This window comes from Streptomyces sp. NPDC054834 (assembly GCF_053611185.1).
In genome coordinates, this window is sequence record NZ_JBSGZV010000059.1 from 1 (window position 1) to 22,376 (window position 22,376).

A 22,376-nucleotide genomic window follows, 5' to 3' on the forward strand; every position below is an offset into this window, starting at 1 on the left:
CCACGGCTTTCGCCGCGCCATGGTCACACCCCACAAAACACGGAATCACATGCACCTCCACCGTGCCACAAGAGGATCATTCTGCAAGGACCCCTAAGCCACCGATAGCGCGCCTCCGGTGTGGCCCGTCAGGGATGCACGCAAGTCACCCGTGCGTCTATCCCACAGACGTACCACTCCGTCATCGCCGGCCGAGGCAAGCGTCCTGCCGTCCGGGCTGAAGGCCACCGAGACGACGAACTTCGCTCGGCTGACGAGCGTCCTGTGCGGTGTGCCGTCCGAGGCGCTCCACAGCCGGATTCTGCCGTCCATACCACCAGTGGCGACGGTGGTCCCGTCCGGGCTGAAAGCGGCTGTAAACACCGGCGCACTGTGGCCGGTTAGGACGCTCCGCAGCGGGTTGGCGGCAGCAGCATGGAGTACGGAGACCGCTTCCTCGGTCGGGCTCACGCGGTACGCCTGGACCGCAAGCAGTGCCGCGACGTCGGGGTCGCTGTTCTTGATCGCGGCGTACTGCGCCGCCATCTCCTGCGATTGGGCGACCCGCTGGGCTGTGATGGCTGCCTTCCGTTGCCAAAAGGCGACGCCGACGGCGATGAGGGCAAGTCCCAGAAGGCAGGACAGGGCGACGTTCACCCGGTGTGTCCGGCGCAGTTCGGCCTGCTGATGCCGGCGGCTGCGGGCGAGGAAGGAGGAGACAGCGCTCGGCAGGCCGCGCTCTTTCGCCCAGTCGATGCCTTCGGCCAGGTCACTGCCGTCGAGCAAGTCGCCGGGATCGGAACTTTCCGTGTACCGCGCGTACTGCTTGCCGGCACGGTCCAGCCAGTTTTGGAACCGGTGATCGGCGGCGACCCAGCGCCGCAGGTCGCCCCACTCGCGGATGAGGGCTTCGTGCATGAGCTCGGCGGTCGCCGGGCCCGGCGTGCCGTCGGTCTGCGGCATGGTCCTGGTCGTCACGATACGCCGGTGGGTCAGGGCTGCGAGCACCCGGTCGAAGTCCCCGTCGCTGCCGGGGCCGGGCGCGGGGGCGCCCCCGGCCAGCTCACGCAGATCGGTGAGGAGCACCTGCCGGCGTGTTGCGGGGACGGCGTTGGTGGCGTCGGCCGGACGTACGAGTGCGGTGAGAAGGCGCTGGGCGATGGAGTGGTCCGCGGCGGGCAGGCGGTTCAGTGCCGTGTCGCACCAGGTGGTGAGGGATCCAGTGACGCCACCGATTCTGTCGTACGCGCGGTGCGTTAGCCGGCCGTCGTGGCGGCGTTCCCACAGCTGGCTGAGCGTCAGCTGGAGTAAAGGCAGGAGGGTGATGGGGGCCTGGCGGGTGGTGGCCGCGGCAGGATCGGCTGCCAAAACGCCGGCCACGATACGCTCCGCGAGGCCGTCCTCGACGTGTAGCCCGACCGCCCGGGCCGGTTCGGCAACGATGGCGTGCAGGTCCGGTATGCCCAGTGCGGCGGGCACGTTGAACAGCCCGGGCGTGGCCTCCTTCAGCAGCGCCGGGGTCCGGGCGGCCAGCAAGGGGTAGAAGTCGTCGCGCATGACGAGGATCACGATTGCCGCCGCCCGTGAGCGGATCAGCTCCACCAGGTGTTCTTCGGCGGCAGCGAGGTGCGTGTCCGCCTGTTCCCCGGAGTCGGTGAGGAGCTCCTCAAACTGGTCGATGACGACGATCGGCCGTCGGCCGCCGGGCCCGGCCGCCGACCAGCGCCGTACCGCGGGCAGGATGCCGTCGGCCGTCGCCCCGGGCAGCCCGGTCTGTTCCAGCTCAGCTGCCAGGTGCCTACCGGGCCGGGCCAGCAGTGGCACCCACCGGTCACTGCCGGGCAGCCCGCCGTCTGCCAGAGCGGGCAGCAGCCCTGCCCGGACGAGCGACGTCTTGCCGGACCCGGAGGGCCCCAACAGCAACAGCACCTGCTGGTGCCTGCGGAGCTGGGCCAGGCTCTCCGCCACAGCGGCCTGCCGTCCGTGGAACCAGGCAACGTGCTGCTCAGTGAACGGTTCGAGGGCGCGGTAGGGACAGCGGTCGTGCTCCGCGAGCTCCGGCCGGACGGTGCGCAGCACGTGCGTTGGCGTGGCGTAGGCGATGTTCAGGCCTCGGCTCTGCTTGTCTGGATGGGTGATCGAGGTGACCATCCCGATCACTAGGCCGGTGACATCGTCCAGGAGCGGCCCGCCGCTGAAGCCGGTCGTCAGGTCGTTGGCGTCGGTCAGCTGCAGTACGGCCTCCGGCCCCGACTCGGCGGGCAGAAGATCCCCGGCCCGCCCGTAACCGAAGTGCCCGCCACGCGGAGCCTGAGCGGGGAAGCCGAAGGAACGGACCCGGTGCCCGCGAGATCCGGCCGCGGACCCCAGCCTCACCGGCCGGACGCCGGCCGGGGGGTCCTTGTCCAGCCGCAGGACCGCGATGTCCTCGGAATCAGCGGCCCGCCATCCCTCGGGCATGACTCGGGCCGTTGTACGCGGTGTACCTGGAAGGTGCGGAAAGACCAGCCAGACTCTGCCGCCAGGGCCTTCTCCAGCCAGGGCCACCACATGGGCGCAGGTGAGCAGAACGCCTGGCGCGACGATAAACCCAGTGCCGGCGGTGCGGCCGTCCTGTGTCTCGATGCGGGCGATGGAGGAGGCCAAACCGCCCTTGCCGGAGCTCGCTGCTCCGTCGTCTCCCGGTGGATCGGTGCTCTCCGGCCCGGCGGCTTCGGGGCCGCTATATTCCGGTCCGCCGAGGCCTGTCTCGCCTGACCCCGACTCGTTCAAGGCAGCCATGTTCTTAGCCCGGGTCTCAGGCGGTGTTCCCGGCGGGTTCCGGACGCTGCCACAGCACCCTCACCTTGAAGTGAACGGCGGATTCGCTTTTGACGATGACAGCGCCCGCCTGTCCCGAGAGGTCCACACCGAATTCCACCTCTACCTCGTCCGGACCGGCCTGCCGCAACTGGTTCAGTACCGCAGCAGCCGCATCGCGCACGGGCTCCATCACTTGCTGCAGGGTCTGCGGCAAGTCGCGGACGGCGTCCCCGATCCTCCCGGCCTTCACTGGGCCTTCGTCCGACGGCTGCCGCGCCACCTCGAAGAGGATCTTGCCGCCACCCTCGATCGGAACACGTGCAAGTTCTGTCATCGCAACCCCGCCCCACCAGCTGTATCCATGCAATTACGCAGCGAACAAAGCGAAGTCAGGGTATCGACGACCGGGCAGCATGTGGCACCAAACCGGCATTCCGCTGGGGAGTTGGTCATCAGCTGCCACCTTGGCACCACAGAGCGAGCCAGCGACGACCGCTTGTAGACCTGATCAGCCGCGGCCGGTGGCCGGGCTTCATGCAGATCAGTTAGAGCGGCTGGAAGACGGGAGGGTCTGATGCACGATCCGGTGACATCTGAACTGGCTTGCCCTGTGAGGCGGGTGGGAACGATGGCGTTGTGCCGATCCGCGAGGATGTCGTGCGGATTGCGAGGAACCGCGGCCCGGGTGTGACGCTGGAGCAGGTTGCTGCAGACTTCGGTGTCCATGTGATGACGCTGTCGAAGTGGATGCGCCGCGCGGACATCGACGACGGGATGAAACCCGGAACGACCAGGCAAGAGAACGCGGAACTGCGGGAGGCCCGTCGGCGGATCAAGGTGCTGGAGCAGGAGAACGAGGTCCTGCTGCCGGGCCGCGGCCTACCTTTCGCAGGCGAATCTGCCGGGAAAAGGATCTACCCGCTCGTGAAGGAGCTGGCCACGGACGGGTATCCAGTCACGGTCACGTGCCGAGTCCTCAAGCTCGCCAGACAGCCCTACTACCGCTGGCTCGACCGGCCGGTGGCCGATGCCGTGCTGGAGGAGGCCCTTCGCGCGAGCGCGTTGTTCGATGCCCACCGTGACGACCCGGAGTTCGGCTACCGCTTCCTGGCCGATGAGGCCCGCAGCGCGGGGTCGGTCATGGCCGCCCGGATCGCGTGGCGGATCTGCTGGGACAACCGCTGGTGGAGCGTGTTCGGGCGCGGTGACGGTGGTGGGCAGCAGGGCGGGAGCGGCAGTGGGCCCAGGCACATGCAGGTGCTCTGGTCCCGTAGAGCGCCGCCGTCCGTGTCCCGGGGTCGGTGGTCGCCGGCGCACCGGAGGGTGTGGGTCAGTGGCGGGCGCTGCGGTGGTCGCCGCCGCGGTGGTCGCGGTGGTCGCGGCCCCAGGAGTAGTCGTCGACGAAGCGGTCGCGGTCGTTGCGCAGCGTGGCGGTGTCGTGGTCGTTGTTCCACACGTACTGGCGGCGGTCCTGGTACAGGTCGCTGTGACTGTCGTGGCCCTGGCCGGTGTGGATGCGGACGGTGGAGCGGCCTTCCAGCCGGTAGTGGTGGAAGGTGTAGGTGTGGCCGTCCTCGTCCGCCAGCGTCCACCCCTCCAGGTTCACGTCCCGACGGGAGTTGTTGGACCGCGAGGTCACGTACGGGGAGACGGTTCCAGTTTGGATCGCACGCTGATATCCACCCCCACCACCTCGCCGACCTCGCGGGCCATGACCGGTCCGGCGGCCTGGCGCACGGCAGCGAGGATGCGCTGATAGTCCGACGGGGCACGGTCTCCTCCGCATCCGGCGTGCGGTGCGGGATCAGCATCACCGCCCGACCGCCCACCTGCCCCGGCGCCGGGGCAGCCGAGGCGCGCTCGTCGGCGAGCTGCTCACTCACGCGGTCAAGGACACGTTCGGCGATGGCGAACTCGTCCCGCTCGGCCCGCACCTCCGCCAACTGCTTGGCTAGCTGCTCTTCGAGTTCGTCCAGTTCCGCACGACGCCCGGTGATCCGTTCCAGCGGTTCGGGATCCAGCATGCGTCGGATCGTAGAAGGCCGTCCGACCGCCACGGGAAGGAACCAGCGAACCGACCGCGACCGTTACTCACGCGCTCACCGCACTGAGCGTTCCAGTGCACCCCGATGATCGGAAACCCACTGATAGGCCGCCCGAACGTGCCTCACCGCCCCTGCGTCACGGAGCCGGGCCATGGCGACGTCACCGGCATCAGCCTGGGACTCGATGCCCCGCCAACACCGGTCCTGCCACCGCAAGATCGTGGACAGGAGACGTTGCCGGTCCGCCAACTCGTAGCTGTCAACGATCAGTTTCAACCGCCGGGCAGCCTCCTCGACATCGGTGACCGAAGCACCCAGATCGACGTACTGCCAGCAGACATGAGCGATGTCATGGATCCGCGCGCCCGGCGCCGCAAGGTCCCAGTCGATGAATGCCGCTGGTCGAAGCTCTCCCCCGCACAGCTGATAGACCGTGTTCTTCGGCGACAGGTCGTTGTGGCACACGACCTCTTGGTCACCGGCCAGCGGGGTGCCCGCAGTCAGGTCGTGGAACTCACGCACGAGCCGGACGACCGTCGCCAGACTCTCGTCGGATGAGACGGCAGCAGGTTGACGCGGCTCCCACGCCACATGCCCCTCGAGGTAACTGAGGACTTCACGGCCCTCGTCGTCCACACCGAGATACCGCGGAGCACCACTCCAGCCACGGGCTTGAAGCAACCTCAGCAGATCACCCACGAACCTCGTGCGAGCCGAGGCTGGACGGCGCACCGTGTCCCCGACACGAACGACCGCATTGACGAAACCTCCAGGCAAGGGCGACTCAGGCATCCGTCCACCCTGCCCGATCGTTACCTCGAACTGCCATTGACTTGTCCTGACGCTTGATCCGCCCCGGCACAACTCCGCCAGATGATCTACTCCGCAGACAGTCGTCCACGACCAGCGTGAGCACCCCGAAAACCGGTCACACCAGCCCGCTGACCAGCGGCTTCAAGTTGGCGGAGGCTCACTGTCGCGCACTGGTCCATGCCTGCGCCCTCGGAGCAGGCACCGTCCCCGCACAGCTGCAAAAACAACTCACCACCGCTGTCAGCGCCAGTGACATGACGGTCCGCCAAAGCCTCACCCGAAGGGGGCTCTTGCCCGCCGAGAGACAGGCCGACAGCCCCGCCCCGCTCGACTCACCATCGACCGCCGCTACGGCATCGCGGGAACGCAGCCCGGCCGATACGTTCACCAAGTCCTGAGGCGAGCCGAAGCCCGTCATCGTCACCATAGGAGACACCCGCACCGACGCCCCCCGCGCCGTCTAGCCCGGCTCCTCGGCCATGAATTCCGTGACCAGCTCCCCCGGATTGGCATCCGCGGTCAGCCCAAACATCACGTCCGGGTCGAACATGTCGTACAGGATCACCGGGACCGGCCGTCCCAGCACCTCCACGATCCGGCCGCTGTCGTGCAGGTGCCGAGCCGCCCCGACGCACACGTCATAGAACCACTCGACCAGCCGCTCAGGGCGATCGTCCGGCGCATCGTTGTCCTCGTACCAAAGCCCCCGAGACTGCGCCTCCCGCCGGTGCGACTCTGCACCGTCCGGATCACGCCCGACAGCCCTCACCCCTTCAAGCCCCGTCTTCGGAAAGAACGCGTAACTCCAGCGCGCCTCCCAGGCGTCTCCCGTCTCCTTTGCCGATTCCGCAGCGTCAGCCTCGGTCGTGTAGCCGATCGCCACATACGGAAACCGCGGATCCTGATCGACGCTGTCGATCCGGAACGTCACCGCGTAGATCCCGCCGTCCGCCGGAAACCCTCCGACGACCTCGCCGACGATCCGTTCCACATGCTCCTGAAACGCCATACGACCTCCTCCTCGAACAGGCCGCAGATCATAAACTGCCCGGCCCGCGATTGGATCTTGTATGCGGGGGCGCTACTCCCTCGGCTCCTACCTCGCCGTCCCGTAACTGCTTGTCACGGCGTGTCGGACATCGGAGCCTCAACTTCGTGTCGCTTCCTCGGCGGTCTGTCTTGATCGGAGCAGACCGCCGGGCTTGTGACCTGGGTCGTCGCGCACCTTCCGAGTCAGCAGCCCGCAGGTCTCCCACCTGTGTGGTTGCCAGGTGGGAGAGGACGAGCGCGGTGTCGGGCCGGAAGTACGGACACGCGTCGACGCCGCCGGCGAGAGTCTGGACGCGGGCTGCCGAAGCGGAACTCGCGTGGACAAGCCTCCGGGGGTGTGACCCGCTCGATCGCGCCGTGCGGTCGATGCGCTTTCCCGACCCGGTCGGACGGGCGGATCAGCGTAGTCCGGCGAAGAGATCGTTCTCGGGTATGGCCGCGCCGGTGGCGTCCTGGACACGTACGAAGGTCTCCATGCCCATCAACTCGCCGAACCTCTCCTTGCCCATCTTGAGGAAGAAGATGTTCTCGCCCTGACTGGCGTGCGCGGCCAACGCGTCGAACTTCTGACCGCTGAACGCGGTGGTGTCCACCCACGTGGTGATCTCATCGTCGGGGAGGCCGATCTCGGCCATCGCGGCGGCCTCGGCAGGATCCGGCTCCGGCATGTCCTCATGAAACTCGCGCATGATCTCGCCGAACCGCTGCATCATCGAGCGAGGCATCGTCGTCCAGTACACCTTCGGTGTCAGCGCGGTCATCTCCAGCGCCGCCATCGTGATGCGGTGGGCCTGGATGTGGTCGGGGTGGCCGTAGAAGCCGTTCTCGTCGTAGGTGACGACCACATCAGGTCGGTAGTGCCGCATGAGCTCCGCGAGTCGGGCCGCGCCTTCCTGCACGGGGGTCTGCCAGAAGGATCCGGGGGCGTCGTTGCTCGGCCAGCCCGTCATCCCGGAGTCGGCATAGCCCAGCATCTCCAGATCGCTGACCTTCAGGACGGCACAGCTCGCCTCAAGTTCTTGACGGCGCATCAAGGCGACCGCCGCCGGATCGTGCCCGGGATCGCCCGGCTTGACACCCCCCGGTCCGTCACCGCAACCGCCGTCGGTACACGTCACGAGAACCGTGCGGATGCCCTCCGCCGCGTACCGCGCGAGGACCCCTCCGGTTCCGGTGGCCTCGTCGTCGGGGTGGGCGTGTACTGCCATGAGCGTCAAGGGCCGGTCAGTCATGAAACAGTCCTCCTGCAGAAATACCTCTAGGTCCGAGTGCGCGACGGGCGTCCCGCGATCCTGGGGCCCGGATCCTGGCGGGGCGGACGACCTCGTGGTCCCCGTGTTCCCCGCCCGTGCGGCGCCGGTCCCTCGGTCGATGCAACCGTGCCGACCGGACCCGCTGTTCCCGGCGCGGCCGTTTGGTTTTCCAGGCGTTGGCGTTTCAACGCTGGTCAGTCGAGATCACCGCGAACGAAAGTTAGAGCGATGCCCACCGCGGCAGGTTCATCACCAACGAGCACCACACCATCCCTGCAGCCCGGCCCGGGGGCACCCGGGCCACAAGCTGACGGGGAAGCCCGACTGACTCAGCCGCCCAGGTAGACAGGCCCGTAATGGGCTGGCATCATCGCCTGCTTGCCAGCCTGCACGGCACCGATGCGGTCGACTCCCCCACTGTCGACATGTACACCTTCGCCTCCGGCACTCACCACCTGCCATCGACCAACACGGACATCCCCTACTCGCGGTTCCTCTCCGGCATCCGTGGTCGGCAAGGTCACCGCTTCTGGCCTGTACGGCCTCTGCCAGACCGGTGCTACGGACGGCCGACAGAACCTGGCCCGCTTCGTCTACGCGGGGTGCTGTTCACGCCGTCGCAGGCGAAGGCCCCGGCCGCGCTGCTGGGGCACGGCTCGGTGATCACCGCGAAGCTCCTGGTCGCCGTCCCCGCGATCGCCCCGTCCGCCACCTGCCAGATCCGCTTCGTGCAAGGAGGCCCTGCAGGTGACTGTCCAGGACCTGATCAAGGACATCACCGTGGCGGACCTGCCGACGTTCGCCCGCTGCATCCCCTCCCCGGCCGACTTCCTGCTCACGCAGACCGTGTTTGCCAAGGTGTGGGAGAGCCCGTCGGGCTACTGCGCGGGAGCTTCGGTCTACGGGATCAGACCCTACCCGGATGACTGCCGGTTAGATCGTCTTACGCATTCCTCACGATGCGCTGCCGGGACCGGGCTGCGTTACCCTGCGGCCAGCCAAGATCACACCACGTCGGGGGGGCGTTCATGACAGCGCAGGGCGAGGCAATCCTGGCCGAACTCAGCTCTCTTCCAGCTCACGTGCGCGCGGACTACATCCGCATTCTCGAGGCGGTCGTGCGGGTCGCCCCCAGAGCATGGACCCGTCGCAGGGGCGTCCGGCTGCAGTGGATCACACTCCATGACGGCGACGATGACGTCGTGGTGCAGATGGACTCCGGCGAACTGAGCAAGCACGTCGACTGGGACGGTCCACGATCCGCCCGCTCTTTTGCCGGCGCCCTGCGGGAAAAGCTGGGAACCAACCAGTGCGCCGCTCTGATCTATGGGAACGCGATCGACTCGCGCACGTGGGGTTGGGTCCTGCCGCTCCTGGTCGGGCAGCTTCCCAGGCTGGACACGGCGGTGATGGTCGATGTCGAACACCGCACGGGAGTCCGATCCACATTCTCGTTCCCGGTCAGCTACCGGCGTTTGCTCGTACGACGCCTACGGTTCCAGGAGGACGTACGCACGATCCTGCAGCGCGCCAGGAACGCGTGACCCAGTTCCGCGGCTGCCGGGCACCAACCGCTGCCAGCCAGAAAGGCGCTCGCAGTTACCGAGGCACCCATTCCGGTCAGATCACCGCCCCGAGCCACGCCCCAGCACCCCACCGGCACCTGCGCCCCCGCACCCTTGCGGGAGCTCCCCCCTCCCCCGGCCACCCCCGGGCCGGTGCCCCGCCGCCACGCCTCCGCGACTTGGCTGGAGGCACGATCAGCCATAAGGAACGTGGAGGAGCCGGCAACTCGGGGCACTGTGTGTATCACATCGCCGGCTCCGCCCAGCAGTCGGGCGGGACGAGAAAGCGCATAGGCCATCACTCGCGGAAATCCGAGGTGAGACGGGCGGTGCTCGTCACCCTGCCGACGTCGCCCGGACGGCCCCAGCGAGGGCATCGCCGATGGCTCGTGCTCCTAGTGCGTTGGGATGAAGAGGCGCGGCCGCACGAGTGGGGACCATGCCCTCGATATAGCGGTCGGCGGGGGCGGCGCAGATATCGTGACCGGTGCCGAGGGTGTAGGTGTCGACGAAGGCGGCGCCTTGTTCTTCGGCCGCCTGCTTCAGTACGGCGCTGAGGTGGTTGACCGCGCTTTGGATGTAGGTGGCGTCCTGCTTCCAGAAGGGCTGGGCGGGATAGCAGCCGTCGGTGGGGAGGTAGTTGCCGTAGCCGACGACGAAGACCTCCGCGTGCGGAGCCCGCCGGGCGATTTCGTCCAGGACGGCGGTGACGGCCGGGGCCCAGGCGTCGATGCGGGCCCTGACCTTGTCGGTGCCGCCGGCGGTGTTCTCTTCCGCGCAGCTGGTGCCGTGTGGCTGAGGCAGGATGTTGACGCAGCCCAGCACTTCGCTGAAGAGGCCTGTGTCGTTGCCGCCGATGGTGACGCTGACGATGTCGGTGTCCGGCGTCAGTGCGTCGTACTGGGGTGCCGTCCCCGGGTGCTGCGTGGTGCTCAGATGCTCGACGGTGGCGCCGGAGCAGCTGACGTCGGTGAGCTTCGCGGCGAGGGCCTGGGCCGCGATGTGCGGATAGTCGGCCAGGGAACGCAGGCACGCCGGATTAGCCGGGTCGACGGGCGGCACCAGCGGTGCCGCCGCGAAGGAATCACCGAGCGCGACGTACCGCAATGGTTCGGCCGCGGCCGACGTGGCCGTGACAGGTGCCGTGGCCGTTGCCGCACCAGCGGACAGAACAGTGGCCAGAGCTACGCGCAGGGTTGTCTTCAAGAACGCCTCCGATGGGGACGTGCGAGTCGTGGTCCTGCCTTGCTATGAGCATGTCCGAGCAGGCGTGCCGCCGCACGGCGGACCGCGGCATCGGCGGAAGTGACGGCCGCGGATGACGGATGCCGTACCTGACCCGCCACGGCGCCGTGGAAATCCTCGGCGGCTACCCGGACGAGGCGGCCACCAAGGCCTTGCTGGTGGCGCTGAAAGACGGCAATCCCGGCATCCGCCGGGCCGCCGCGTCCGACCTGACCGACCGGGCCGGTCCCGACGTCCACCCGGCGGTCCTGACCGCACTGCGGCAGCCGGAAAGAAACACTGGCCACCTGGGCGAAGCGAACCGCGCGACGCCCCGCAGCTGACAACAGTCGAAGACGCCGCGTCCTAACCTCTCCGCTCTCCTCAGCGCGGTCGGCACCGCCCCCATGACCGCCGCGCCAGCGACCCGCACCCGGTCGAGTGAAGACGGCCAGATCGCAGAACCATCGCGGGCGCCGGCGCGTAGTGCCGTGCATGAGGTAGATGCGCCCCGGTCGGAACCGTGGTGCCGTTCTGACCGGCCGCGTCCACCGCCTACCGCGCCAGCCTGGCCCGCCGCCGCGCCCTGGACCCCTACGAGGCCAGCACCACCACGAACGCGCCGTACGGGAGTCGCGGGCCGTCCTGCCGGGCTGGCAGAGAACGCACAGGGTGCGGCAACCGCACCCGACTTTCTGTCCTGTGGCGGACCGCCGCGCGGCCCCGCTGAAGGCCGCCCTGCTCGCGCGGTCCCACGCCGGGCCGACCAGCAAGATCCACCTGTCCGCAGTCCGGCGCTGCCGACCGATGGCAGGCAACACATCCCGCGGCCAAGACTTGGCGTCTCGCCACCTACCCCCGCAGGCTGACTTGATCAGTCTCTAGGATGCTCATCACCTTGCCGTGGATCCGGCCGGAACTGACGGCCGCCAGACCACCATGACGGCGGGGAGTGCGGCCTCAGCTTGCCTGGTGTTCATGATGACCCGGCAGGTCGATCTCGGAGGCCCAGCGGAAGACGTCCCTGCACGTGAGGGATGGCGCCGACGAGCGTTCGGCGAGGATGACCAGTGCATGGTACACGTGCTCAGTCGGATGAGCTGAAGGCTGTACTGCCCCGGTAGGTGTACAGGCGGAAGACCTCGACGGCCAGTTCGTCGCGGTCGTCGGCGAAGGTGCCCGGTAGTCCGGCAAGCAGTTCGAAATCCTGCTTGCCGATCGCCGCTTCGGCCACGGCGCTGAGGGGCAGAGCATCGAACTGTGCGGGGGACACGGAAGCGTCCACCGCAACAGCATGGGCGGCCAGAGCCACGAAGACCTCGATCAGCTGTCGTTGCCCCGCCCTGCAGGTGCTCGCGGCGACGAACCTGAGCCATGGCTCCTGATCCACCAGCGGCAGCAGGACACGGCCCAAGAGCGTGCAACGAACCCACAGCATGCCGTGGTACGAGGTCATGGTCGAGCCTCTCTCCAGCGAATCGAAGGTCTGAGGCTGGTGCAGCCGTCTTCCGCCGGCCCTCGAACTTTCCACTCCTCGCAGGGCACGTACAGACAGGGAGCAGTTCGCCGTATCGCTGCCCAGGGGAGCCGTCCGTGTTCACAAGATCGAGAACAGGGCCGAGTTCTGCGTGGTCACCGTGACGTCAGCGGGTTCGCATGCAGCAGCGGATCCGTCTGCCAGCGGAGTCTGGAAGAGCACGACAATCAAGATCCCCGACAGCGTCAGGCACTCAGTCGCGGTCGGTGGTCCGCCTCCCTCTGAAGACGCTGTTACTGATGGCCAGACCGGTTCGTTGACTGCTGGGAGTCTCCGGTTGGCGCGGGCCAATGCGGAGACCGGCCCACGGGAAGGCGGCCCGCGCACTGTGCGGTCCGCGCGGCGCGTGGGCGACTTCGGTCGGCGATCACCCGCAGAGCCGGCGTGCTCTCGGGCTGTTGCCCTTGAAGCGCTGACCCATGGCGATCTCCTCGCCGACCACCGACCAGACGGTTTCCTCGTCCTGGAAAGGGAGCGGATCCAAACTGCTCGTCTCCTGACGGATACGTTCGACCTCGCGCTCCAGGCGCTCGAAGCCGGCTTCTTCATCGCCGTCGTCGCTGAAGGTGAACTCTTCGAGCAGGCGCTGGAAGTGGAGGGCGACCTGGACGAGGGAGGAGACGTCTGTGTGGAGTTCCTGCACGGTCCCCTCGTCGGCGCCGAAGGCGTGCACCTTGCCGGACCCGGGGTCGAGGGCGAGGTGGGCGTTGAGCAGCCAGCCGATGACGGGCCATTCGCCCGCGTCCTCCGAGGCGTCCTCGAAGTCCTCGACGTCGACGACGTCCTGGACGAGGGGCAACAGGCCGTCGTTCTCGTCGGGCTGACGCAGCAGAAGCGTCCCGGTGGGGACGCCGACGGTCTGGAGGAGACGGGCGCCCTCGGTGTCCGCTGCGGTGGGCGGGAAGGCGGTGGCGGGCAGGTTCGCGAGCCGGTCCTCGCCGAACAAGCCGACGAGGGCGCTGCGGGTGATGTCGAAAAGCACTGGCGGAACTCCGAACTCGGCGGCGACACGGGCGCCGTAGGACTTTCAATGGACCGAAGCGGTCACATCTTCGCCGCCTCTCTGCCGGAAGAGCTCAGGAGCGCGCCGCCTCCCCTATCCCTCCCTCGTGCTTTGGCGGGCGCCCGAACGGGCGCATCGGCCCGAACCCAGGGTAAAGAGGTGCAAAGTCACCCGAGGAGGCAGGGGAGAGCGCTACAGGCTCCCGCTGCACTTGCTCAGCTTCAAAAGGGGGGATCCTTTGCGTACTCGTCTTGCTGCCTGCGCCGTTGCTGTCGCCGGCGCCTTCTTCAGCGCGCCGTCCGCTTCCGCGGCGACGCTGCCGTCGACCAACACCGCGCACCACTGCGTCCATCACACCCACCGGGGTGTGCGGCTGGACGCACCACAAGAAGCCCGCGGACAAGTACGAGACCGCGAAGTGCAAGGACGCCTCCCTGTCGTACTCGCGGCACTCGCAGGGCACCTGCTCCCACCACCACGGCGTCCGCCACTGGTTCAAGTAGACCATCCCCCGCAACGCGAGTCGCCTCCTGGGCACGCCCATCGCGGCACATTGTGGACGGATCCATGCCGGGGCTCGTCGGCCTTCAGCGGCGCATGGGCTGCTCACGCGTCAAGCAATCCTGGGCATCGCGGACCTGCAATCTGCGGTACCGCAGATTTAACTGAGACCGCGGGATCGGTAGCGTCTCAGTCTGCCTGCGGTACCTCTCCCTCCCTCTCCGGCGGGGCATATTCAGTGCTCGCCGCCGCGTCCAGGCCAGGCCCCTTCTTGTCTCCGTGAGACCGACACCGTCAACCGTTGTCAATCCAGATGTCTGAACGCATGGCGTCTCGGGTCTGCAAACGCAGGTCCAGGTACTTGCGCGTCAGCTCCTCGAACTGGTCGCTGTCGAGACGTGCCCCAGCGCTTACGGCGTCACGCATCATTCGGACTGCGCGACTACACTCCTCAGCCGGAGCGACAACGGTATGCGGAGCGAGAAGCTCCAACTCGTGGCGAGAGGCGTAGCAATGCGTGTAGGCCGCACGTGTCTGCCGGTATCGCTCGCCCGCATCAAGGCCGCGTGTGGCGGCAATATTCCGCAGATCGCTGCCAGCCTGGGCATGAGCTGCGAGGAACTTCGCATAGAGCTCCTGTCGCGTTCTGCGCCACTCAGCTGCCGCCTCTCGCTGAGTCTTCCGGCGCTCTACCAGCAGTGCTGATCCCATGGCGATCACGGCACCGGCAAGTGTGGCAAGTAGGGGTATCCAGGTCATCTCATAACGGTAGGGTGCATTAGCGGCCAACTACCCATCGACGTCCGGTAATTACAAACCAGTCGTAACCACCCTGATGGTCATCCTCCGGCTCTCCCCGACGACGCCAGCCAAGCGGCCGATGCTGCCTCAGTCGTTCTGAGACAGTCGGGGCTGATGGCCCAGAGACGCTGAGACTTCCTCGGTGGTGCTGAGAGAGAGCATGCGTCACCGACACCATCATCAAGTAGCCCGATCTGGTTGACCAGGTCCTGGAGCTACGCTGCCAGCTGCTCCGCGCGGCCGGTGCGCCGGTCTCGGCGAAGACACTGCTGGAGCGCGTCTGGGACGAGAACATCTCGCGCTGTTCGTCCCACTGGGGGTGCCATCGCCCGGATCCGCCCGAGGAAACGTGCCGTGCGGACGGCCGTGGGGGCCGCCGCGCTGCCGTTGGGGATCGAGGCCGCTCAGTACGCCGTGCCGTGGCTGCTGCGCGCCGCCGACGCCCAGGACATCGCCGGCAATCTGCTCGGCCTTGCCCTCGGCATGACCGCACTCGCCCTGCCGTGCCCCCGCGACCGCAGCGCACGGAGCGGGAGCCGGGGCGGTCATACCGTGAGCGCACTCGCTGACCCTTGGACAGGGAGCTAATCCTGTCCTGGGACCGCCATCTCCCCGAGGAGCGACCAGTCGTCCTGCGGAACCGTCGCGTTCACGATGCGCGGCGTCTCTACCAGATGGGGCGGCAGCGTCTGCTGCGCGGCCTTGAAGTGCGCTGACTGCACATGCGCGACCCCGGCCTCGTCGTCGCGGAAGGCCTCGACCAGGACGTACTCCGTCGGGTCCGCCACGCTACGGGACCAGTCGAACCACAGGCAGCCGGGCTCGGCGCGCGTCGCCCGGGTGAAGTCGGCGGTGATCTCGGACCAGCAGTCGGCGTGCTCGGGACGGACTCGGAACTTGGCGGTAATGAAGATCACGGGATTCCTTCGCTGATGTCTGTGTGTCCTGCGTGAAAACAGGCGTTGTGTACGGCACCGGCAGGACGACGAGCCGATCCAAAGGGAGGCGGGCTTTGCCGCCGTTCCCGCCGCGCCGTCAGGACTCATGGCGACACGATCGTACGAGCTCGGCTTGCCGGTGCCGGCTTGCGGACTCCACGACACCGAAGGCGTCGCGGTAATGGCGGATGATCGTTATGGCCGGAGTACCAACTTGCCGTCCGCGTACGGAAGGACCTTGGCGCGCGGCAGGTGCACGAGGACCTCCTCGCCGGCCGGTACTCCCTCCTCCCGCGGGGTCTTTGCCCTGACGAGCTGCCCGGCGACCTCGACCTCGAGCACGCGCTGCACGCCGTGGTCGCTGACGCCCCGCAGCCGGCCGGGGAAGGTGTTGGGGCCGGCGTCCGTGACGATCTTGACGTATTCGGGTCGGACGCCGACCTGGACCTCGGTCGTGCTCCGGGGGATGTCCCAGGCGGCGGACAGCGGTTGGCCGCCCAGCGCGAAGGGCCCGTCGTTCCGGTCCACGGTCAGGAAGTTCATCGCCGGTGAGCCGATGAAGTAGCCGACGTAGGTGGAGGAGGGCGCCTCGAACAGCTGCTCAGGGGTGCCTTGCTGCACGGCGCGGCCGTCCTTCATGACGAGCAGTTCCTGCGCGAAGCTCATCGCCTCGTACTGGTCGTGCGTCACGTAGATCACCGTGGGCCGGAACTGCTCGGTGATCTCTCGGATCTTGCGCCGCAGCGAGTGCTTCAGCTGCGGGTCGATCACGGTGAGCGGCTCGTCCATCAGAACGGCCGCCACGTCGTCACGGACCAGGCCGCGGCCGAGTGAGATCAGCTGCTTGTCGTCGGCGGTGAGCCCGCGAGCGGGCTGCCCCAGCCGGTCCTGCTGGTCCAGGGCCTCGGCGACCTGCAGGACCTTGGCGTCGATCCTCGCCTTGTCCCAGCGCCGGCACTGCAGCGGGAAGGCGAGGTTGTCGTACACCGTCATCGACTTGTAGATGACGGGGAACTGGAAGACCTGGGCGATGTTGCGCGCCTTCGTGGGCAGGGCGGTGACGTCGACGCCGTCGAACAGCACCCGTCCCCGGGATGGTCCGACCAGGCCGGACAGGATGTTCAGCAGCGTCGTCTTGCCGCAGCCCGAGGGCCCGACCAACGCATAGGTCTTGCCGGACTCGAAGGCCAGGTTCAGTGGCTTGAGAGCCCACCGCTCCTCCTCGGCACCCGGCGCGTACGCGTGCCCGACGTCGACGATGTCCAACTGCGCCATGTCAACGCCCTTCCACTGAAGCGAGATCGTATGAAGGTGTGCGCACGAGCGTCCCCTGCTCGTCGAAGGCGAACAGCCGGTCGGGACGGAGCCGAAGTCTGACCAGGTCGCCCAGGGCGACATCGTGGATGCCCTCGATCTGTACGACGAAGGGAGTCTCGCCGACGACCACATGGACGAAGGTCTCGGAGCCGGAGATCTCGACGAAGGTGACCTCGCCCTCGACCCCGCTGGGAGCCAGGCCGACATCGGTGGCGCGCAGGCCGAACTGGTAGGCGGCGTCGGGCAGGTCGGCCAGGTGCGCGGAGACGTGCGTGGCCTGGAAGCCGGCCACCGTGACCTGGCCGCCCTCGACCCGACCCGGGAAGATGTTCATGGGTGGGTCGTTGATGATGGACGCCACCGTGGTGGTCGCCGGGCGTTCGAAGACCTCCTGCGGGGTGCCGGTCTGGAGGATCCGCCCCTCGTGCATGACCAGGACCACGTCCCCGAGCATCATCGCCTCGGCGGGTTCGGTGGTCGTGTAGATGACGATCGTGTCGCCCTGGTCCGAGAAGAGGGCCTTGAACTCGTCGCGCAGCTGTTCGCGCAACTTGTAGTCCAGGTTCGCCAGTGGCTCGTCGAGCAGGAGGATGCCAGTACCGCGGGCCAGGGCGCGAGCCATCGCGACGCGCTGCTGCTGGCCGCCGGAGAGCTGGGAGGGCTTGCGCTTCTCGAAGTCCGCAAGCCCCACGCTCGCCAGGCTCTGCCGGACCCGTCGCTGGATCTCGTCCCGTGACAGCTTGGCCCGCTTCAGCGGGAAGGCCACGTTGTCGAAGACATTGAGATGCGGGTAGTTGATGAACTGCTGGTAGACCATGGCGGTGTCGCGCCGCCACACCGGCGTCTTCAGGAAGTCGGCTCCCGCCCGGGTCAGCGAGCCGGAGTCCACTTTCTGCAGGCCGGCCAGGGCCCGCAGCAGCGTCGTCTTCCCGGCCATCGTCCGGCCGATGACGGTGTGGAGCCGTCCCGGCTGGAAGGTGGCGGTCACGTTCCTGAGGTGGTCGGCGCCGTCGACGGTCAGGCACAGATCAGTGGCGCTGAGGTTCATCGGACCGCTCCCGACAGGTTCCCCTTGGACAGTAGGCGCTCCACCCAGAGGGCGAGCAGAATCAGCGGTGCCACGCCGAAGAGCGCGGCGGCGGACAGCGTCCACCACGGTGGAATGGAGGAGTTGAGGGCGACGACCGCCTGGGGCAGGGTCTGGACCTCGGTGAAGGTCAGCCGGAAGGCGAAGAAGAAGTCGTTCCAGCCGAACACGGCGCAGAACATCGCCGCCACGGTCAGCCCGGGCAGGGAGTTCGGCAGGATCGCCCGTGCGAAGGTCTGGAACGGGGGGCAGCCGTCCAGCATCGCCATCTCGTCGATCTCCCTGGGGATGCCGTTGAAGAAGTCCACCATCACCCAGACCGCGATCGGCAGCAGCAGCGCGACCGTCACGATGACCAGGCCCGGGATGCTGTCCAGGAGGCCACCCCACTGCAGGAGGTAGAAGAAGGGGATCACCAGGACGACGGGCGGCATGATCCGTTGGGAGACGAAGAAGAAGACGATGTCGCTGTTCTTGATGAAACCCAGCTTGAACCGGTACCGGGACAGCGCGTAGGCGGCCAGGGACCCCAGAGCCAGGCTGATGGCGGACGCGGTGATGGTGATGATCGCGCTGTTGACGAAGGGATCGATCACATCGATACCGCCGGCTCCGCCGAAGATGTCGCGCCAGCCGGTGAGGGTGGGCTTGTACTGCACCCACGGGATGTAGGTGGGGCCGCCCTGGACGGCGTTGGCGTTCTTGAAGCTGGTCGTCATCGCCCAGAAGAACGGTCCCGCGACGAAGCAGGCCCACAGGGCGATCACGGTGTACTTGAACACGGGATAAAGGCGCGACCTCATGAGTCCCCCTTCAGCTTGAAGGCCCTGGTGAGCAGGGCGGCGACGACCGTGAGAGTGACGATCATCAGGACGAGGTAGGTCAGGGACATCGCCCCGCCGTAGCCGGTCTGCTGATCGCGGAGCCCCTGGATGTAGAGGTAGTAACCCGGGGTCTCCGTGGAGGACCCCGGCCCGCCGGACGTCAGTACGTAGACGCTGTCGGAGAGCTTGGACGCCTCGATCAGCCGGATGATGACCGCCGCGACCGAGACTGGTGCCATCAGTGGGAAGGTCACCTTCCAGAAGGTGCGCCAGGTGCTGGCGCCGTCGATCGCGGCGGCCATGAACGGTTCCTTGGGAAGGCTGAGCAGGCCGGCCAGCAGCAACAGGAACATGAAGGGGGTCCACTGCCAGACCTCGACGGTCATCAGCGCGACCAGTGCCGGACCGGACTCGGTGAGCCAGGGAATTTTCGTCAGGCCCAGCATGCCCAGCAGATCGTTCGCCGGCCCCAGCGACTCATGGAAGATCGTCTGCCAGATGGCGGCCATCACCACGGGGGTGGTCATCATGGGGACGAGAAAGAGCACCCGCCAGAATCTGCGGCCGCGTGTCTCGCGCCAGACCAGCAGGGCCATACCGAACCCGATGACGTACTGGATCAGGACCGTGCCGCCCGCCAGCAGGATCAGCCGGGTGATGGAGGCCCAGAAGCGGCTGTCGTGCAGCATCGCCGTGTAGTTGGCGCCTCCGATGAAGTTCATCCGAGGGTTGCTGACGTTCCAGCCGGAGAAGCTGACGCGGATGGTGAACAGAAGCGGGAAGATGATGATCAGAAAGAGGGTGAGCAGTCCGGGCAGCAGGAACATGCTCTTGTGCCGGCGCAGGCCGTCCATGGTTCTCCTTGCGGAAGGGGGCGGGCGCCCCCGGGTGGCCGGCCGGTCCGGTCCGACCACCCGAGGCGTCCTGCGGTCGGATCAGGAGTTGTCCTCGAGCGCGACCACGTTGCGATAGGCGCTCTGGACCTTGTCCTTGCCGATCTGGTCCGTGATCTTGGACCATTCCTTTGCCACGTCGTCCAGTGCCTGCTGCGGGGAGCTCTGTCCCGCCAGAGCCGCGGCGACACCGTTGGCCAGCGCGGACATGTACTGGTTGACACCGGGGACGCGCAGGTCGAAGACTCGGTTGGTGCTCTTCTCCATGCCGGAGAGCGTGTCCACGTACGACTCGGCGACGTTCTTGTCCCAGCCCTGCTTCTCCCAGAACGCCGGGTCGAAGTGGGCGTTGCGGTAGGGGTTGACACCGAATCGACCGATGGTCAGGTCGAGGGCGGTGTTGGCCTCGTTGCTGAAGAAGCACAGATAGTCGAAGGCCATCTGCTGGTGGCGCGAGGCCTTGGCCACCGCCGAGGTCCATCCCCACGTGAAGTAGGGAGCCTGGTTCGCCTTCTTGTCCCACGACTTCGTTGTGCGGTTGTAGACCTCGGTCGAGCCCGGCAGCGGCGCCGCCTCGACCTTGTTGCGGATCCTGCTGTCCGGCTGCTGGGCCTGGATGAAGGCGTCGTCCCAGGAGTAGGACAGCAGCGTCTGGCCGCCTCCGAAGGAGAAGATCTCGTCTCCCAGGCCGAAGTTGGCGCCGCCGGGTGCCCAGGTCGACCTGGCCTTCACCATGTCGTCCAGGGCGCGGACGAAACCCGGCGTGTTGATCAGCGGCTTCATGGTCTTGACGTCGAAGAAGACTCCGCCCTTGACGTCGGGGTTCTTCACGTACGGCGCCGCCCGGCTGATGAACGCGGAGAAGGTCAGGTCGTCGCGCTTGGTCACCTCGGCGCTGCCGTAGTTGGCCTTGCCGTCGCCGTCGAGGTCCTTGCCGCTGAAGAACTTGGCTATCTCCTGGTACTCGGCCCACGTCCTGGGGACCTGAAGGTCCTTGCCCGTGGCCTTCTTGTACTCCGCCTGCCGCTCGCGATCCTTCAGTACGTCGGTGCGGACCTTGAGGTAGTGCCGGTCACCGTCCACCGGGTACTGCACGACCTTCCCGTTCCAGGTCGCCACGTCCATGTAGGCCTTGGTGACGTCCTTCATGCCGGGGCTGTTCAGGTACGTCTTCGGCACCGGGGCCAGATACGGGGCCATGTCGCCGATCCACAGGGACGGGTAGAACATGACGTCGTACGCCGGCTGGCCCGCCTGGAGGGGCGTGAGGATCTTCTGGTGCAGCTCGCCGAAGGGGACGTTGACCACCTCGACCTTTCCGCCGGTGATGTCCTCGAACTGCTTGGCGTGAAGCTGGGTCGGCTCGCCGATGACGGGAACGGCGTGGCTGATGATCTTCAGTGTCTGTCCGGAGTAGTCCTTGCGGCTGATCGACTCGTAGCTGCAGGGTCCGGGGACGTCCTTGACCTTCGTCGCCGGGTAGTCCTTGCCGTACTTCTTGTAGCTGATCTCCGAGCCGGGCTTGAAGAGGGCGGCCTTGTCCTTGGGCTTTTGCTGTGCCTGGTTCTGGGCGGTGCACGCGGTGGCGGTCAGGGCCGCGACGGCGGCGAAGGCGACCAGGGCCGTGTACGGTCTGCTGCGCATGGGGCTTCTCCTGCGGTGTCAGGGGATCAAGATCGCTCGGCCGCGTACGGCGCCGGTGTCCAGGTCGTCGAGGGCTTGCCTGAAGGAGGCGAGGGGGTACCGCTGGGTGTGCAGGGTTACCTTGCCGCGGGCCGCCAGGACCATCAGCTCGGAGAGGTCGTTGTAGGACCCTACGAGGTTGCCGATGAAGTTGATCTCCGTGGAGATGACATCGATCGTCGGCACGTGGAGGTGACCGCCATAGCCGATGACGTAGTAGCTGCCGTTGCGGCGCAGGCAGGCCACGCCCGTCTCGACGGCACCCCCTTCGCCGACGAAGTCCAGGACCGCCTCCGCCCCGTGGCCGCCGGTGAGGTCCCGTACGCGGTCGGCTTCGCTTCCGTCAGCGACGAGGGTGTGGTCAGCGCCCAGTTCCTTGGCCAGAGCCAGGGCCTCCGGGCTGCGGTCGATGACGATCATCTCGACCGGCGACAGGGCCCGCAGCACCTGTATGCCGATGTGTCCGAGTCCGCCGGCGCCGACGACCACCGCCGTGTCACCGGGGCGCAGCACCCGGGCCGCCTTGGCGACGGCGTGGTACGCCGTGAGCCCGGCGTCGGCCAGGGCCGCCACCGAAGCCGGCTCCAGGGACGGGTCGAGGGGCACGACCGAGCGGGCGGTGGTCTTCAGGTACTCGGCGTAGCCACCGTCGGCGTCAATGCCGGGGAAGGCCGAGTTCATGCAGTGCACGTCGTCGCCGGCCCGGCAGGCGCGGCACAGACCGCAGGTCACCAGCGGGTGCAGGATGACCGGGTCACCGACCTTGACGTTGGTGACGGCCTGCCCGACCTCCGCGACCCAGCCGGCGTTCTCGTGACCGATCGTGTACGGGAGGGCGACCCCGCTCTTGTCCTTCCACTGTCCTTCGAGGATGTGCAGATCGGTCCGGCAGACCCCGGCGCCCCCGATCTTCACGATCACATCCAGCGGACCGGTGATCTGCGGGTCCGGCACGTCCACGAGCACGGGTGGCTCGTCGTACTCGATGACCTGCACGGCTTTCATAGCGGCTCCCTGCGAGTCGGCGGGTGGGGTGGTGCGCCGATTACACAGGCCGCCGC

At 67.4% G+C, this 22,376-nt stretch carries 22 protein-coding genes and 1 pseudogene; 6 read left to right on the forward strand and 17 right to left on the reverse strand.

Annotation, left to right across the window (positions count from 1 at the left end; translation table 11 throughout):
* Positions 1-93: 93 nt before the first annotated feature.
* From ACWGJM_RS43165 to ACWGJM_RS43175, 3 genes and pseudogenes are all read right to left on the reverse strand, one after another.
* Positions 94-2,760 carry an nSTAND1 domain-containing NTPase gene (locus ACWGJM_RS43165; RefSeq protein WP_453417245.1) on the reverse strand — a complete coding sequence of 889 codons (2,667 nt, stop codon included), beginning with the start codon at positions 2,758-2,760 and terminating at the stop codon, positions 94-96.
* Positions 2,761-2,776: 16 nt separating this feature from the next.
* The gene (locus ACWGJM_RS43170) at positions 2,777-3,115 is read right to left on the reverse strand and encodes a CU044_2847 family protein (protein ID WP_453417246.1); all 339 of its coding nucleotides are present in this window, start codon (positions 3,113-3,115) and stop codon (positions 2,777-2,779) included.
* Positions 3,116-4,111: 996 nt separating this feature from the next.
* Positions 4,112-4,408 (reverse strand): annotated as a pseudogene (locus ACWGJM_RS43175) (lamin tail domain-containing protein); the annotation flags it as partial.
* 169 nt (positions 4,409-4,577) lie between these two features.
* Here ACWGJM_RS43175 and ACWGJM_RS43180 point away from each other — a divergent pair.
* Positions 4,578-4,736, forward strand: coding sequence for a hypothetical protein (locus tag ACWGJM_RS43180; RefSeq protein ID WP_453417247.1), 159 nt, complete (start codon positions 4,578-4,580; stop codon positions 4,734-4,736).
* A 144-nt stretch (positions 4,737-4,880) separates the two neighbouring features.
* Here the strand turns inward: ACWGJM_RS43180 and ACWGJM_RS43185 are convergent, their stop codons facing one another.
* The 3 genes from ACWGJM_RS43185 to ACWGJM_RS43195 form a co-directional block, all read right to left on the reverse strand.
* A complete protein-coding gene (locus ACWGJM_RS43185; protein WP_453417248.1) occupies positions 4,881-5,462 on the reverse strand; it encodes a phosphotransferase in 582 nt (193 codons plus the stop codon).
* A 637-nt stretch (positions 5,463-6,099) separates the two neighbouring features.
* Positions 6,100-6,648 carry a hypothetical protein gene (locus ACWGJM_RS43190; protein ID WP_453417249.1) on the reverse strand — a complete coding sequence of 183 codons (549 nt, stop codon included), beginning with the start codon at positions 6,646-6,648 and terminating at the stop codon, positions 6,100-6,102.
* 439 nt (positions 6,649-7,087) lie between these two features.
* A complete protein-coding gene (locus tag ACWGJM_RS43195; protein ID WP_453417250.1) occupies positions 7,088-7,921 on the reverse strand; it encodes a PIG-L family deacetylase in 834 nt (277 codons plus the stop codon).
* Positions 7,922-8,689: 768 nt separating this feature from the next.
* Between ACWGJM_RS43195 and ACWGJM_RS43200 the strand changes: the two genes are divergently transcribed.
* Together ACWGJM_RS43200 and ACWGJM_RS43205 are read left to right on the forward strand one after the other, a co-directional pair.
* Complete coding sequence (locus ACWGJM_RS43200) at positions 8,690-8,974, forward strand: hypothetical protein (RefSeq protein ID WP_453417251.1); 285 nt, start codon at positions 8,690-8,692, stop codon at positions 8,972-8,974.
* A complete protein-coding gene (locus ACWGJM_RS43205) occupies positions 8,971-9,486 on the forward strand; it encodes a hypothetical protein (RefSeq protein ID WP_453417252.1) in 516 nt (171 codons plus the stop codon). The genes ACWGJM_RS43200 and ACWGJM_RS43205 overlap by 4 nt, the downstream gene beginning before the upstream one ends.
* A 357-nt stretch (positions 9,487-9,843) precedes the next feature.
* On the opposite strand, the gene ACWGJM_RS43210 is transcribed toward ACWGJM_RS43205, so the two are convergent.
* The gene (locus ACWGJM_RS43210) at positions 9,844-10,713 is read right to left on the reverse strand and encodes an SGNH/GDSL hydrolase family protein (RefSeq protein ID WP_453417253.1); all 870 of its coding nucleotides are present in this window, start codon (positions 10,711-10,713) and stop codon (positions 9,844-9,846) included.
* 119 nt (positions 10,714-10,832) lie between these two features.
* On the opposite strand from ACWGJM_RS43210, the gene ACWGJM_RS43215 reads away from it, so the two are divergent.
* Positions 10,833-11,075: a HEAT repeat domain-containing protein gene (locus ACWGJM_RS43215; RefSeq protein ID WP_453417254.1), complete on the forward strand. Its 243-nt coding sequence runs from the start codon at positions 10,833-10,835 to the stop codon at positions 11,073-11,075.
* A gap of 743 nt (positions 11,076-11,818) precedes the next feature.
* Here ACWGJM_RS43215 and ACWGJM_RS43220 read toward each other — a convergent pair.
* Both ACWGJM_RS43220 and ACWGJM_RS43225 read right to left on the reverse strand, forming a co-directional pair.
* Complete coding sequence (locus ACWGJM_RS43220; RefSeq protein ID WP_453417255.1) at positions 11,819-12,187, reverse strand: hypothetical protein; 369 nt, start codon at positions 12,185-12,187, stop codon at positions 11,819-11,821.
* A 448-nt stretch (positions 12,188-12,635) separates the two neighbouring features.
* Complete coding sequence (locus tag ACWGJM_RS43225) at positions 12,636-13,250, reverse strand: SUKH-4 family immunity protein (protein WP_453417256.1); 615 nt, start codon at positions 13,248-13,250, stop codon at positions 12,636-12,638.
* Positions 13,251-13,636: 386 nt separating this feature from the next.
* On the opposite strand from ACWGJM_RS43225, the gene ACWGJM_RS43230 reads away from it, so the two are divergent.
* The gene (locus ACWGJM_RS43230; protein WP_453417257.1) at positions 13,637-13,774 is read left to right on the forward strand and encodes a DUF3761 domain-containing protein; all 138 of its coding nucleotides are present in this window, start codon (positions 13,637-13,639) and stop codon (positions 13,772-13,774) included.
* Between the two features lie 292 nt (positions 13,775-14,066).
* On the opposite strand, the gene ACWGJM_RS43235 is transcribed toward ACWGJM_RS43230, so the two are convergent.
* Positions 14,067-14,531, reverse strand: a complete 465-nt coding sequence (locus tag ACWGJM_RS43235; RefSeq protein WP_453417258.1) for a hypothetical protein — start codon at positions 14,529-14,531, stop codon at positions 14,067-14,069.
* A gap of 396 nt (positions 14,532-14,927) precedes the next feature.
* Here ACWGJM_RS43235 and ACWGJM_RS43240 point away from each other — a divergent pair, with 396 nt between their 5' ends.
* The gene (locus ACWGJM_RS43240) at positions 14,928-15,161 is read left to right on the forward strand and encodes a hypothetical protein (RefSeq protein WP_453417259.1); all 234 of its coding nucleotides are present in this window, start codon (positions 14,928-14,930) and stop codon (positions 15,159-15,161) included.
* On the opposite strand, the gene ACWGJM_RS43245 is transcribed toward ACWGJM_RS43240, so the two are convergent.
* From ACWGJM_RS43245 to ACWGJM_RS43275, 7 genes are all read right to left on the reverse strand, one after another.
* Complete coding sequence (locus ACWGJM_RS43245) at positions 15,158-15,490, reverse strand: putative quinol monooxygenase (protein ID WP_453417260.1); 333 nt, start codon at positions 15,488-15,490, stop codon at positions 15,158-15,160. The genes ACWGJM_RS43240 and ACWGJM_RS43245 overlap by 4 nt on opposite strands.
* Positions 15,491-15,706: 216 nt before the next feature.
* Entirely contained in the window at positions 15,707-16,786 is a 1,080-nt protein-coding gene (locus ACWGJM_RS43250; protein ID WP_453417261.1) for an ABC transporter ATP-binding protein, read from the reverse strand.
* Between the two features lies 1 nt (position 16,787).
* The gene (locus tag ACWGJM_RS43255; RefSeq protein ID WP_453417262.1) at positions 16,788-17,876 is read right to left on the reverse strand and encodes an ABC transporter ATP-binding protein; all 1,089 of its coding nucleotides are present in this window, start codon (positions 17,874-17,876) and stop codon (positions 16,788-16,790) included.
* Positions 17,873-18,718 carry a carbohydrate ABC transporter permease gene (locus tag ACWGJM_RS43260; RefSeq protein WP_453417263.1) on the reverse strand — a complete coding sequence of 282 codons (846 nt, stop codon included), beginning with the start codon at positions 18,716-18,718 and terminating at the stop codon, positions 17,873-17,875. The genes ACWGJM_RS43255 and ACWGJM_RS43260 overlap by 4 nt, the downstream gene beginning before the upstream one ends.
* Positions 18,715-19,593 carry a carbohydrate ABC transporter permease gene (locus ACWGJM_RS43265; RefSeq protein ID WP_453417264.1) on the reverse strand — a complete coding sequence of 293 codons (879 nt, stop codon included), beginning with the start codon at positions 19,591-19,593 and terminating at the stop codon, positions 18,715-18,717. The genes ACWGJM_RS43260 and ACWGJM_RS43265 overlap by 4 nt, the downstream gene beginning before the upstream one ends.
* 81 nt (positions 19,594-19,674) lie before the next feature.
* The gene (locus tag ACWGJM_RS43270) at positions 19,675-21,276 is read right to left on the reverse strand and encodes an extracellular solute-binding protein (RefSeq protein ID WP_453417265.1); all 1,602 of its coding nucleotides are present in this window, start codon (positions 21,274-21,276) and stop codon (positions 19,675-19,677) included.
* 18 nt (positions 21,277-21,294) lie between these two features.
* Complete coding sequence (locus tag ACWGJM_RS43275; RefSeq protein ID WP_453417266.1) at positions 21,295-22,320, reverse strand: NAD(P)-dependent alcohol dehydrogenase; 1,026 nt, start codon at positions 22,318-22,320, stop codon at positions 21,295-21,297.
* Positions 22,321-22,376: the final 56 nt, after the last annotated feature.